This window comes from Novosphingobium sp. PhB57, assembly GCF_004342985.1.
GTDB lineage: Bacteria > Pseudomonadota > Alphaproteobacteria > Sphingomonadales > Sphingomonadaceae > Novosphingobium.
In genome coordinates this window covers 476,317-489,079 of record NZ_SMBO01000002.1, presented here as the reverse complement: position 1 = coordinate 489,079, position 12,763 = coordinate 476,317, and the positions used below count along the sequence as shown (strand labels likewise).

Genomic DNA, 12,763 nt, shown 5'->3' with positions numbered 1-12,763 from the left:
TCAGAAGCATGCCCCCCGGAAACAGAGAGGCGCGGCCCGTCCATCAGTGGCTGTCCAGCCAATCCGAAACGCGCGCGGCAAGCGCGGCGAACGCCTCCGCCTGCGGTCCGTTTCCGGCGGCCGGGGGCGTGCCTGCATCGCTGTCGCGGCGGATGACGATGTCGAGCGGGATGCGGCCCAGGAAAGCCTGGCCCATGTCCCGCGCGGCCGCCTCGGCCCCGCCCGCACCGAAGGGATCGCTCACTTCTCCGCAATGGGGGCAGGCATAGCCCGCCATGTTCTCCACCACCCCGACGATGGGCACGCCGCTCTTTTCGAACAGCTCGATCGCGCGGGTCGCGTCCATCAGGGCCAAGTCCTGCGGCGTAGAGACGATCACCGCGCCGGCGGGCTTGAACTTCTGCAGCATCGTCAGTTGGACGTCGCCGGTGCCGGGCGGCAGGTCGACGACGACGATCTCGGCATTGTCCCAGTGGCCTTCCAGCAATTGGGTCAGCGCCCCGGCCACCATCGGCCCGCGCCAGGCGATCGCCTGGCCGGGCTCCAGCAGATTGGCCATCGACAGCACCGGCACGCCGAACGCGCTGGCCACCGGCACCAGCCGGCTTTCATGGGCCACGGGCCGCTGCCCCTCGGTGCCGAGCAACCGGGCCTGCGAAGGACCGTAGATATCCGCGTCCACCAGGCCGACCTTGCGGCCCATGCGGGACAGCGCGACCGCGAGGTTGGCGGCCAGGGTGGACTTGCCGACCCCGCCCTTGCCCGATCCCACCGCCAGGATGCGCCGCGAGGGTTTGTCCGCCATCACCGCCACGCGCACGTCGGCAACGCCGGGAGCGCCCTGCAGCGCCTCTGCGACGCGGGCTTCCAGCCCGGCACGGTCCTGCACCGAAAGGCCGGTGGCATCGATCACGACGCTGGCCGTGCCCTCGGCCAGCCGCAGCGACTGGACGCGTTGGGCGACCTCCGCCGGCAGGAGCGCTTTCAGTCGATCGGCGTCCGGACTTGTCATCTCATCCTTTTCCAAAGCTTGGGGGAATTTGCGGTTCAGGTGGAGCACTGGGCGAAAAAGGGCAAGAGAGGCACTGTTTTTGTGCGAATAGCGCACCTATAGATAAGGGCATGAAAGCTATTGGTGATGCAATCTCGCCCGAAGGTCTTGCCATGAGCGGGCGTCAAAGCCCCTGGGGCGGTGACGGCGGGAACTCGGGCGACGGCCCGCGGGAGGGGTCCGAAGGCGGATCCGGCGACGGTCCGGCCGGCAATTCCGGCGAAGGCCACGACGGCGGCTCCGATGAGGGCGCCCCTGAAGACGGCGAAGCGGCGAAAGGTCCGCGCGGCGACACCCCGCCCCGCCCATCCGACCGTCCGGCCGACAAGAAGGGCCCGCGCAATCCCTGGCTTCCCAGCGGCGATACCCCGCCGCGTCGCTCCGCCGGTCTCGACGACATATTCCGCCCGCGTGAACCGCGCCGCACCAGCGGCGGTGGCGGCGGCGGGTTCGGTCCCGGCGGCGGCTTTCCCAACATTCCGCGCCGCGCCGACGGCAAGTCGTGGCTGCCGCTCGGCATCGGCGTGGCCGTGGTCGCTCTGCTGGCCATGAGCAGCGTCCACATGCTCGGCCCCAAGGACCAGGGTATCGTCACCCGGCTGGGCGGCTATTCGCGGACCATCGATTCCGGCCTCTCGCTGAGCCTGCCCTGGCCGATCGAGGCCGTGGACGTCAGTGACGTGCGCAGCTTCAAGGTCTATTCGATCCCCGACGGCGACGGCGAGAAGCTGATGCTGACCAGCGACAAGAACCTGGTCGACCTCAGCTACCTGGTCCGCTGGAACATCAAGAACCTGAAGGACTACAGCTATCGTCTCGCCGACCCGGAAGAGACGGTGCGCGAAGTGGCCGAAGCGGCGATGCGCGCCTCGATCGCGCAAGTCACGCTGAACCAGGCGCTCTCGGGCGCCGGCCGTGCCACCGTGGAGCAGGACGTGCGCGAACGCACCCAGCGCATCCTCGACTATTACCGCTCCGGCGTCTCGATCCAGGGTGTGGAAGTGAAGAAGGCCGATCCGCCGGCCAAGACCCGCGAGGCCTTCGACCAGGTCAACGTCGCCCAGCAGGAAGCAGACCGCGACCGGTCCAAGGCCCGCGCCTGGGCGCAGCAGACCCTGGCCCGCGCGCAAGGCGCCGCGGCTTCGTTCGACAAGGTCTACGAACAGTACAAGCTGGCGCCCGAAGTGACGCGCCGCCGCATGTATTACGAAACGATGGAGGGCGTGCTGCGCGACAACGACGTGGTCGTCAGCGATTCCAAGAACATGACGTCCTACCTTCCCCTTCCCGAAGTCCGGCGCCGTCCGCCTGCCAGCGACGAAACCGTCGTGACCGTGCCCGCCGGCCCTGCCGCCGCTTCCGCGACCCCCGCCACCAAGGGAGGCCAGTGATGAACAGCTTCTGGCAGGACTTCAAGCTTCCCCTCATGCTGGGCGGCGTGGCCGTGGTCGCGCTCATGATGAGCATGATCGTGGTGCCCGAAACCGAGCAGGCCGTGGTGGTTCGCACCGGCCGGCCGATCACCGTCTACAACCCCTTCAAGCCCAAGGCCGACTACGGGCAGACCGGGGCGGGCGTGCATTTCCGCATCCCCCTCGTCGACCGCGTGATCCGCATCGACAAGCGCCTGCTCTCGGTGGACATGCAGCAGCAGCAGGTGCTCTCCACCGACCAGCTCCGCCTGAACGTCGATGCTTATGCCCGCTACCGCATCATCGATCCGGTGAAGATGGTCGAAACCGCCGGCACGACCGAAAACGTCACGCAGCAGTTGGAGCCGATCCTTTCCTCGGTCCTGCGCCAGGAACTGGGCAAGCGCACGTTCGAATCGCTGCTCACGGCCGAGCGCGGCAAGGCCATGGAGAACATCCGCGACGGGCTCGACCGCGAGGCCCGCGAATATGGCGCCCAGGTCGTCGACGTGCGGATCAAGCGCGCTGACCTTCCCGAGGGCGCGCTGGAAAGCGCCTTCACCCGCATGCAGGCGGCCCGTACCGAGGAATCGCGTACGATCGCCGCGCAGGGCCAGAAGGACGCCCAGATCATCCAGGCCGAAGCCGAAGCGCAGGCTTCCAAGATCTATGCCGACAGCTTCGGCAAGGATCCGCAGTTCTACGACTTCTACCGCTCCATGCAGAGCTATTCGGTGACATTCGCCAAGGGCGACAACGGGAAGACCATCCTGCTTTCGCCCGACAACGCCTATCTGAACCACTTCAGGGAACCCTGACCGGCGCGAAGCGCTGAAAGGCCGCCTATTCAAACCCGGTTAAGCTCTCACAGGTTCAATCGGAACAAGTCGGCGGATGGTGACGCTGCACCGCCAAGACGGAGGAATTAAAGGACGTGAAGCCCGTGCGATACGCTTATGGACTGACCACAGCGCTCCTGCTGGGGGGCGCGACCGCCACTTTGGTGACAGGCTTCCCCGCCGGAGCCCAGGTTGCCCAGAACGAAGCCAGCCAGATGGCCCGCGTGGTGCCCCGCGCCGGCGCGCCGGACAGCTTTGCCGACCTGACCGAGCAGCTTCAGCCTGCCGTGGTCAACATCTCCACGCGCCAGCGCGTGCAGGTGGCGGGCGGCGGCGCCAACCCCTTCGCGGGCACGCCTTTCGAGGGGCTGTTCGGCGGCGGTGGCGGATCCACCCCGCAGACGCGTGAAGCGCAGTCGCTCGGCTCGGGCTTCATCGTGTCGGCGGACGGCTTCATCGTCACGAACAACCACGTGATCACGGCCGAGGGCAAGGGCGAGGTGGAATCCATCACCGTCATCATGCCTGACGGTACGGAATATCCCGCCAAGCTGATCGGCAAGGACGCCGCATCGGACCTGGCCGTGCTCAAGATCACCGCCCCGAAGGCCCTGCCCTACGTCAAGTTCGGAGACAGCTCCAAGGCGCGCGTGGGTGACTGGGTGATCGCCATCGGCAATCCCTTCGGCCTGGGCGGCACGGTCACGGCGGGCATCGTCTCGGCCGTCTATCGCAACACCGGCGCCGGCGGCGCCTACGACCGCTACCTGCAGACCGATGCCTCGATCAACCGCGGCAACTCGGGCGGCCCCATGTTCGACATGAAGGGCCAGGTGATCGGCATCAACAACGCGATCTTCTCGCCCACCGGCGGCAGCGTCGGCATCGGCTTCGCGATCCCGGCCGAGATCGCCTCGCCCATCGTCGAGAAGCTGATGAAGGGCCAGGCGATCGAACGTGGCTATCTCGGCGTGACGATCCAGCAGCTCAACGAAGACCTCGCGGATTCGATGGGCCTGGAACACAACAAGGGCGAGTTCATCCAGAGCGTCGTTCCCGATGGTGCCGGCGCCAAGGCCGGCATCCAGGCGGGTGACGTCGTGGTGAAGGTGAATGGCAAGGAAGTGACCCGCGACCAGACGCTGTCGTTCCTGGTCGCCAACACGGCGCCCGGCACGCGCATCCCGGTCGAGCTGATCCGCAACGGCCGCCGCATGACGGTGACCGCCACCGTCGCCAAGCGCCCGACCGACGACGAGCTTCAGCAGACCTTCGATCCGGGCACCGACCAGGACAGCGATCCGCTGGGCAATTCGCCCAAGCAGGCCGACAGCGCGGTGCAGAAGTCGCTGGGTCTCTCGGTCACCCCGCTGACGCCGCAGATCGCCCGCCAGATCGGCGCGGCGGAAGGCACCCGCGGCCTGGTGATCGTCGGCGTCGATCCCAGCTCGGATGCCGGCCAGAAGGGCTTTGCCCGCGGCTTCATCATCCTCTCGGCCAACAATGCCCCGGTGACCACCCAGGCGGACCTGGAGAACGCGATCAAGGCCGCCAAGGCCGACGGTCGCAGCGCGATCCTGCTGCGGGTCCAGCCCCGCGGCCAGCCCGCCGCCTACGTCCCGGTGCGCCTGCGCTGAGACCCGGCCCCGCCGAAAACAGAAAAGCCCGCCGGAGCGATCCGGCGGGCTTTTTCTTGGGCAGGACGCGTTAGCCTTCGGGCGCTTCGTTCGGGGGAAGGAAGGGCAGCGTAAGATCCGGTGAGCACGCTGCAGCGGATGGCAGGCTCTATGAGGCCCGCGCTCCATCTTCCTTCCAGCGACATGTCCTGAGCCGGTGGGCAGACATCGCAGCCACAAAAAAGCCCGCCGAAACGCGCGGCGGGCTCTTTCGTTCTTACGGGAAGCGGGGTCAGTCGCCCGGCGTGCGGGTCGCCGTGGGCCGCGGGCCGGCGGGGACGGGCCGCGCGCCGGGCGCCGTCTGCCGCTGCCCCGGAGCATTGCCCAGGCCCTGCCCGGCACGAAGCCCCGGATCGTCGCTGCGCGAGCGGCCGGTGGCGCGGTCGAGGAAGTCCTCGTTCGCTGCCGGCGGGGTCTGGCCGGGGCCGTAGTCCGGCATCTGCGGCTGGCCGGGGCCGGCGCCGGGTCCTACCGAGCCATCCTCGTAGCGCGGCTGGCCATCCGGTCCCGGCGCGCCCGGAACCTGGCCGCCTGCGCCGTCTTCCGGGCGCACGATGTTGCCGTTCTCATCGACGTAGTAATAGTCGTTGGGATTGCCCTGCATGGCTTCGTCGTCAGGTTCGAGCTGCCATTCGGGAAGCTTCACTTCCGTCTGGAACTGCTCGACCGGACGCTTGGCCACCGCCACCTTCATGTAGTCCGAGAAAGCGCGCGCCGGGGCATGGCCGCCCGAAAGGCCGGGCACCGGACGGGCATCGTCACGGCCCATCCATACGCCGGTGGTGATCCCGCTGGAGAAGCCGAGGAACCAGCCGTCCTTGTTCGAGCTGGTGGTGCCGGTCTTGCCGGCCACGGGACGGCCGATCTGCGCGGCGCGGCCGGTACCGGTGGCCACCGTGGTCTGCAGCAGGTCGGTAATGCCCGCCGCGACATTGGGCGGCACCAGGACTTGTCCGCGCGCGGACTTGTGTTCGTAGAGCACGTCGCCCGAGGCTGCCGTCACCTTGACGATGCCATAAGGCTCCACCGAAGTGCCGCCTGCCGAGATCGCCGCGAAGGCGCGGGTCATGTCGATGACGTGGACCTCGGACGTGCCCAGGACCATCGCCGGCTTGGTGTTGATCGGGGTGGTAACGCCGAAGCGGCGCGCCATGGAGGCGACGGTGCCGAAGCCCACTTCATTGCCGAGCTGCGCGGCCACGGTGTTCTTCGAATAGGCGAAGGCGGTGCGGATATCGATCTGGCCGGCAAAGTTGCGGCCATCGTTCTGCGGGCTCCAGCCGTCGATCGTCACCGGTTCGTCCACCACGCGGTCGTCGGGGGTGTAGCCCGCTTCCAGCGCCGAAAGGTAGACGAACAGCTTCCACGCCGAGCCGGGCTGGCGCAGCGCGGTGGTGGCGCGGTTATAGTTCGAATTCACGTAGTCCGTGCCGCCGACCATCGCCAGCACCGCGCCGTCGCGGTCCAGGCTGACCAGCGCGCCTTGTGCGCCCTTGGGGGCATTGGCGGTGATCGCGCTCGTCGCGGCCTGCTGCATCTTCGGGTCGAGCGTGGTCCAGACCTCGATCGGCTCGTTGGTGTCGGGCAGCAGCATGTCGAGCTGGGGCAGCGCCCAGTCCGTGAAGTAGCGGACCGCATTCTGGCCCTTTTCCTTCACCACCTTCACATCGGCGATGTCGGCCTGGTCTGCCTCGCTCTGGCTGATGGCGCCGTTCTTGACCATGAGGCCCAGCACCACTTCGCCGCGATCCTTCGCCGCTTCCACATCCGCGGTCGGCGAATAGTTGGAGGGCGCCTTCACCAGGCCGGCGATGATCGCCGCCTCGCCGGTGGAAAGCTCGGTGGCCGGGTGGCCGAAGAACTTGCGGCTGGCCGCGTCGATGCCATAGGCCCCGCCGCCGAAATAGACCTTGTTGAGGTAGAGTTCGAGAATCTGGTCCTTGTTGAACTTGCGCTCCAGCGCCAGCGCCAGCACCGCTTCGCGCGCCTTGCGCGTGAAGGAGCGGCTGTTGTTCAGGAAGACGTTGCGCGCCAGCTGCTGGGTGATCGTCGAGGTTGCCTTGGCCCGGCCGCCGGTCGTGGTCGAAACATAGACGGCGCGCAGCAGTCCCAGCGCGTCGACGCCGATATGTTCATGGAAGCGACGGTCTTCCACGGAAATCATGGCGCCTTTCATCACTTCGGGAATCTGGTCGTAGCTCAGCCACTTGCCATAGCTCGGCCCGAGCGAGACGAGTTCGGTGCCGTCGCGCGCGCGGACCACGATCATCTGGCCGTTCTGACTGCTCTTGAGCGCGTTGTATTCCGGCAGCTCGCTCATCGTGAAGACGACGGCGGTGCCCAGGAATATCACGCCCAGGACGACAAGCGCGCAGCCCCATATCAACACGCCGCGAACGATTCGGCGCCAGAGGGGTTTTTTCTTGGCAGAAGAGGAAGGCCCGCTGGTGGAGCGGCGCCGGCCGGAATCATTGGCCATTTTCTAGGTACAAATCCCTTAAGCGGGCCAAGCGGCCCGAGCGCTTCCTACACCGTGGACGCGCCTATTGTAACCCGGCGTTAACGGGCAAATGACGATCTGGACATCCGCCCATGGAGCCGCCGCTTCACAGCGTGGCGTAGAGCGCCAGCATCCGCTGCCAGGCCTTGTCCGCGGCATCCGGGTCCCACGCCGGGGAATCGGGCACGCACCAGCCGTGATCGGCTGGATAGACTTCGACTTCCGCCGGGCGGCTCGCGGCCGCGGCGGCCTGCTTCAGCTCGGACTTCTGCGCCGGCTGCTTGGCATCGTCGTTGCGGGCGATGGCGAAGAGGAACGACGCTTGGGTCCGCGCCAGAAGGCGATGCGGACTGTCCGCCTTGTCGGTCACCAGCCCCGCCCCGTGGAAAGAGGCGGCCGCCCGCACGCGCGTCGGCACGGCCGCGGCCGCGCGCACGGTGAACGGGCCGCCCATGCAGTACCCGTTCGAGCCGATGCCGCGCTTGCGGTCCACGGCTTTCTGCTCGTCGAGAAAGGCGACATAGGCGGCGGCATCGCGGGAGATCGCCTCGGGCGTCAGCGCGGCGCGCAGCGGCTCGACTTTGGCCTGCCCTTCCGGGGTGCGGAATGCGGCGAAGCTCTCGAACACCGGGGCGGGCTCTCCGCGGTAATAGGGGTTCACGACAAGGACCGCATAGCCTTCCGCGGCCAGAGTGCGGGCCATGATCTTCTTCGCTTCGCGCAGGCCGGCGATATCCGGCCACATGATCACGCCGGGGTGGCTACCCTTGGCGGGATGGACGAAGAAGGCATCGGCCACGCCGTCCGCCGTCGTGATCGAGACCATCCGCTCCTGCACGGAATTGGCAGGATGAGTCTTCATGATGCTGGTGCTGCAGCCTGCCAGCGCGGCGCTGGCGCCAAGCGCCGCGAACTCGCGCCGGTTCAATCCCCGGCGCGCGAGGTTGCCATCTTCAGCTTCGGCCGTGAAGTCATCGCACATCGAAAGGCGCTCCGGTCCTTGGAAAATCAGGTTGTTGCGGCAAGGCTACCCAACCGGGACCGGGAAGGCGAGCATTTGCTACGCCGGGCGGGACAGATTCAATCGCCCGGGAAATTGAGTTCCAGGTTCACCGCATTGGGATCGACCAGGAATATCTGGCGCAGCCCCAGCTTCGGATGGTCGCTCACGCGGTGGGCAAGGCCTAGTTCCTCGATCTTCGCCGCAGTCTCGGCAAAGCCGGTGCAGCGCAGGGCAAAGTGGTGGAGCGCATTGGTCGGCTGGCCGGGACGATAGGCCTCGTAGCGGTCTCCGGCCGTCGTGCGGTCGACCAGGTGAACGATCGCGCTGCCCTGCCCGTCGCGCATCCAGTAACCGGCGATGCCCATGGCGATCGTGGGGTTGTCGCTCCGCGTGAGGCCGAGAACCTGCTCGTAGAACGAGGCCGTCTTCTCGAGATCGTCAGTGAGGATATTGACGTGATCGACGCCGCTGACAGGCATGGCCGCTCTCCCTGGTTTCAATTCGCCGAAAGCGAATTTGGCGGCACCCGCCCACGAAAAGGCCCCTTCGGGCATTTTCGGACAAAGACTCGTAAACGCACACACCATCGGCCGATGCGGGCCCCGCCGCAAGGGTCAGCTGCGGAAGACCACCGTGCGGGAACCGTTCAGCAGCACGCGGTCCTCCAGGTGCAGGCGCACGGCCTCGGCCAGGACGCGGCGCTCGATGTCGCGGCCCTTGCGCACCATGTCCTCGGGCGTGTCCGCGTGAGTCACGGCTTCGACATCCTGGTGGATGATCGGGCCTTCGTCGAGATCGCCGGTCACGTAGTGCGCGGTGGCGCCGATCATCTTCACGCCGCGCGCATGGGCCTGGTGATAGGGCTTGGCGCCCTTGAAGCCCGGCAGGAACGAGTGGTGGATGTTGATGCACCGGCCAGAGAGGAACGCGGCCATCTCGTCCGAGAGGATCTGCATGTAACGCGCCAGCACCACCAGCTCAGCGCGGGTTTCCTCCACCAGCGCGCGGATCTGTGCTTCCTGCTCGGCCTTGGTTTCGCGCGTGATCGGCAGGTGATGGAAGGGGAAGTCCCCGATCATCAGCGAATTGATCGCCTCGCGCGGGTGGTTGGAGACGATCCCTACCACTTCCATCGGCATTTCGCCGATGCGCTGGCGATAGAGCAGGTCGGCCAGGCAATGGTCGAACTTGCTGACCAGCAGGAGCACGCGGCGCGGCCGGTCGCGGCGCGTCATCGACCAGGCCATGCCATATTCGTGGGCAATCGCCCCGAAGCCCTCGCCGAACGCCTCGCGGTCGGCCGAGCCGGGATCGAAGGCCACGCGCATGAAGAACTTGTCTTCTTCAAGGTCGTTGAACTGCTGCGCCTCGATGATATTGCCGCCCGTCTGGGCAAGGTAGCCCGTGACGCGGGCGACGATCCCCGGACGGTCGGCGCAAGACAATGCCAAAATCAGCGGTTCGGCCATCGACCCGGTCCTCAGGCGGAACGGTTGGAAAGCGCGGCCTCGGACTCGGCCATCAGCGCGGCAATGATCTCCGTCACCGGCTCTTCCTTGCTGACCATGCCCACCGACTGGCCGGCCATCACCGAGCCGCTCTCGACGTCGCCGTCGATCACCGCACGGCGCAGGGCGCCCGCCCAGAAGTGCTCGATCGCCAGCTGGGCTTCGCCCATGTCGACCTCGCCGGCGTCAAGGCGCTTGGCGACTTCGATCTGCTTGGCGGTGAACTCCTCGGTGCCCTTGTTCTTGAGCGCGCGCACCGGGATCACCGGCAGGCGCGGGTCGACCTGGACGGAGGTCACGGCGTCGCGGGCAGAGGCGCGGAAGAAGGCCTTCTTGAACGCCGGATGGGCGATGGATTCGCTCGCGCAGGCGAAGCGCGTGCCAAGCTGGACGCCCGAAGCGCCCATCTCCAGATAGCCGGCCATGGCCTCGCCGCGGCCGATGCCGCCCGCCACGAAGACCAGGTGCTCCTCGGCCAGCGCCGGCAGGATTTCCTGCGCCAGCACCGAAGTGGAGACCGGGCCGATGTGGCCGCCAGCTTCCATGCCCTCGATCACCAGGGCGTCCGCGCCCGAGCGCAACAGCTTCTTGCCCAGCGCCAGCGTCGGCGCGAAGCAGATGACCTTGGCGCCCGATTCCTTGATCGCTTCCAGGCTGCCCTTAGGCGGAATGCCGCCGGCCAGCACGACATGGCCGACCTTGTGCTTCGCGCAGACCGCGATCAGGTCGAACAGCTGCGGGTGCATGGTGATGAGGTTCACGCCGAAGGGCTTGTCGGTCAGCGCGCGGGTGGCCGCGATCTCCTTGTCGAGGAGTTCGGGGTTCATCGCACCGCAGGCGATCACGCCGAAGCCGCCCGCATTGCTGATCGCCGACACGAGATTACGCTCCGACACCCAGGACATGGCGCCGCACAGGATGGCATATTCGGTGCCGAAGAATTCGCGTCCGCGCGTCATCAGTGCGGAGGTCTTTGAGGTGGCCATCGATGCTCCCATAGCCGGCAATTCCATAATGAGCGTGCGCCATAGATGGGCGGAAGGCCGTGCACAAGCGCCGCCGCCGATGCACGCTTCCCTCTAACTAATCGCCTGGACCGATCACACTTACATCTTCGTATAGTTTCACCGATCTCCATGCAGGCGTTAAGCCCTTCGCATAGCCGAGAAAATCGACCCGATTTCGATGAGACAAGGAGTGAGACCATGACCGAGACCCCACCCAATGGCGGCAAGTGCCCCTTTGCCCATGGCGAGACCTCGCTCACTCCTACCCCCCTCACCACCGCCTTCGGCGCGCCCGTGGTGGACAATTCCAACTCGCTGACCGCCGGTCCGCGCGGTCCGTTGCTGATGCAGGACGTGTGGCTGCTGGAGAAGCTGGCCAACCTCAACCGCGAAGTGATCCCCGAACGGCGCATGCACGCCAAGGGCTCGGGCGCTTTCGGCACGTTCACCGTCACCGGCGACGTTTCCAGGTACACGCGCGCGAAGTTCCTGGGTGAAGCCGGCAAGCAGACCGAGATCTTCGCGCGCTTCACCACCGTGGCGGGCGAACGCGGCGCGGCCGATGCCGAGCGCGACATTCGCGGTTTCGCGGTGAAGTTCTACACCGAGGAAGGCAACTGGGACATGGTCGGCAACAACACGCCGGTGTTCTTCGTGCGCGATCCGCGCAAGTTCCCCGACCTCAACAAGGCCGTGAAGCGCGACCCCCGCACCAACATGCGCAGCGCCACCAACAACTGGGACTTCTGGACCCTGCTGCCCGAGGCGTTCCACCAGGTCACCTACGTCATGGGCGACCGCGGCATTCCCAAGAGCTACCGTCACATGGACGGTTTTTCGAGCCATACGTATTCGTTCTATAACGAGGCGGGCGAGCGGTTCTGGGTGAAGTTCCACTTCAAGACCCAGCAGGGCCACGCCCACCTGACCGACGCCGAGGCGGCCGAAGTGGTGGCGGGAGACCGCGAATCGAACCAGCGCGACCTCTACGACGCCATCGAGCGCGGGGATTTCCCGAAGTGGAAGGTCATGGTCCAGATCATGGCCGAGGAAGAAGCGGCAACTTGCGGCTTCCATCCCTTCGACCTGACCAAAGTCTGGTCGCAAAAGACCTATCCGCTGATCGAAGTCGGCATGATGGAGCTGAACCGCAACCCGGACAACTTCTTCGCCGATGTGGAACAGAGCGCCTTCTCGCCCTCGAACCTCGTCCCCGGCATCGGCGTCTCGCCTGACAAGATGCTCCAGGCGCGGCTCTTTGCCTATTCGGATGCGCAGCGGTACCGCCTTGGCGTCAATCACCACCAGATTCCGGTGAACGCCGCGCGCTGCCCGGTCTTCACCAACCACCGCGACGGCCAGGGCCGGGTCGATGGCAACTATGGCGGCCTGCCGCATTACCACCCGAACTCGTTCGGCCAGTGGCAGGGCCAGCCCGAGTTCCGCGAGCCGCCCATGAAGATCGACGGCGCTGGCGGTTCTTGGGCCGACTTCTGGGACTTCCGTGAGGACGATCATGACTACTACAGCCAGCCACGCGCCCTGTTCGAACTCATCGACGCCGACCAGAAGCAGCGCCTGTTCGACAACACCGCCCGCGCCATGGGCGACGCGCCGGACTTCATCAAGCAGCGGCACATCGACAACTGCACCCGCTGCCATCCGGCTTATGGCCTGGGCGTCGCCAAGGCACTGGGCATGAGCGTGAACCCCGCGCTTTCGCCGGTACCCGAAACCGCCGACTGACCTCCCGGCCGTCGCACGTTC

Annotated in this window: 10 protein-coding genes; 4 read left to right on the top strand and 6 right to left on the bottom strand. The window is 66.6% G+C overall.

Features of this window, described 5'->3' with window-relative positions:
* Window positions 1–43: 43 nt before the first annotated feature.
* The gene (locus tag EDF58_RS09985; protein WP_132264952.1) at window positions 44–1,012 is read right to left on the bottom strand and encodes an Mrp/NBP35 family ATP-binding protein; all 969 of its coding nucleotides are present in this window, start codon (window positions 1,010–1,012) and stop codon (window positions 44–46) included.
* A 152-nt stretch (window positions 1,013–1,164) separates the two neighbouring features.
* On the opposite strand from EDF58_RS09985, the gene EDF58_RS09980 reads away from it, so the two are divergent.
* The 3 genes from EDF58_RS09980 (at window position 1,165) to EDF58_RS09970 (ending at window position 4,939) form a co-directional block, all read left to right on the top strand.
* A complete protein-coding gene (locus tag EDF58_RS09980; RefSeq protein ID WP_132264950.1) occupies window positions 1,165–2,442 on the top strand; it encodes a protease modulator HflK in 1,278 nt (425 codons plus the stop codon).
* Complete coding sequence (locus EDF58_RS09975) at window positions 2,442–3,281, top strand: protease modulator HflC (protein ID WP_132264948.1); 840 nt, start codon at window positions 2,442–2,444, stop codon at window positions 3,279–3,281. Before EDF58_RS09980 ends, EDF58_RS09975 begins: the two co-directional genes overlap by 1 nt.
* 125 nt (window positions 3,282–3,406) lie before the next feature.
* Window positions 3,407–4,939, top strand: a complete 1,533-nt coding sequence (locus EDF58_RS09970; protein WP_207912900.1) for a Do family serine endopeptidase — start codon at window positions 3,407–3,409, stop codon at window positions 4,937–4,939.
* Between the two features lie 271 nt (window positions 4,940–5,210).
* On the opposite strand, the gene EDF58_RS09965 is transcribed toward EDF58_RS09970, so the two are convergent.
* From EDF58_RS09965 to EDF58_RS09945, 5 genes are all read right to left on the bottom strand, one after another.
* Complete coding sequence (locus EDF58_RS09965) at window positions 5,211–7,457, bottom strand: PBP1A family penicillin-binding protein (RefSeq protein ID WP_132264946.1); 2,247 nt, start codon at window positions 7,455–7,457, stop codon at window positions 5,211–5,213.
* A 127-nt stretch (window positions 7,458–7,584) separates the two neighbouring features.
* Window positions 7,585–8,460 (bottom strand): dienelactone hydrolase family protein, encoded by an 876-nt coding sequence (locus EDF58_RS09960; protein WP_132264944.1) that lies wholly within the window; start codon window positions 8,458–8,460, stop codon window positions 7,585–7,587.
* Between the two features lie 98 nt (window positions 8,461–8,558).
* The gene (locus EDF58_RS09955; protein ID WP_132264942.1) at window positions 8,559–8,960 is read right to left on the bottom strand and encodes a VOC family protein; all 402 of its coding nucleotides are present in this window, start codon (window positions 8,958–8,960) and stop codon (window positions 8,559–8,561) included.
* Window positions 8,961–9,095: 135 nt separating this feature from the next.
* The gene (gene purU, locus EDF58_RS09950) at window positions 9,096–9,950 is read right to left on the bottom strand and encodes a formyltetrahydrofolate deformylase (RefSeq protein ID WP_132264940.1); all 855 of its coding nucleotides are present in this window, start codon (window positions 9,948–9,950) and stop codon (window positions 9,096–9,098) included.
* A gap of 11 nt (window positions 9,951–9,961) precedes the next feature.
* Complete coding sequence (locus EDF58_RS09945; protein ID WP_132264938.1) at window positions 9,962–10,975, bottom strand: nitronate monooxygenase; 1,014 nt, start codon at window positions 10,973–10,975, stop codon at window positions 9,962–9,964.
* A 219-nt stretch (window positions 10,976–11,194) separates the two neighbouring features.
* Between EDF58_RS09945 and EDF58_RS09940 the strand changes: the two genes are divergently transcribed.
* Entirely contained in the window at window positions 11,195–12,742 is a 1,548-nt protein-coding gene (locus EDF58_RS09940) for a catalase (RefSeq protein ID WP_132264936.1), read from the top strand.
* Window positions 12,743–12,763: the final 21 nt, after the last annotated feature.

Coding starts and splice junctions, on each gene's coding strand:
- EDF58_RS09940 (WP_132264936.1), top strand. CDS start 11,195: ATGACCGAGACCCCACCCAATGGCGGCAAGTGCCCCTTTGCCCATGGC.
- EDF58_RS09965 (WP_132264946.1), bottom strand. CDS start 7,457: ATGGCCAATGATTCCGGCCGGCGCCGCTCCACCAGCGGGCCTTCCTCT.
- EDF58_RS09975 (WP_132264948.1), top strand. CDS start 2,442: ATGAACAGCTTCTGGCAGGACTTCAAGCTTCCCCTCATGCTGGGCGGC.
- purU (WP_132264940.1), bottom strand. CDS start 9,950: ATGGCCGAACCGCTGATTTTGGCATTGTCTTGCGCCGACCGTCCGGGG.
- EDF58_RS09980 (WP_132264950.1), top strand. CDS start 1,165: ATGAGCGGGCGTCAAAGCCCCTGGGGCGGTGACGGCGGGAACTCGGGC.
- EDF58_RS09945 (WP_132264938.1), bottom strand. CDS start 10,975: ATGGCCACCTCAAAGACCTCCGCACTGATGACGCGCGGACGCGAATTC.
- EDF58_RS09985 (WP_132264952.1), bottom strand. CDS start 1,012: ATGACAAGTCCGGACGCCGATCGACTGAAAGCGCTCCTGCCGGCGGAG.
- EDF58_RS09955 (WP_132264942.1), bottom strand. CDS start 8,960: ATGCCTGTCAGCGGCGTCGATCACGTCAATATCCTCACTGACGATCTC.
- EDF58_RS09960 (WP_132264944.1), bottom strand. CDS start 8,460: ATGTGCGATGACTTCACGGCCGAAGCTGAAGATGGCAACCTCGCGCGC.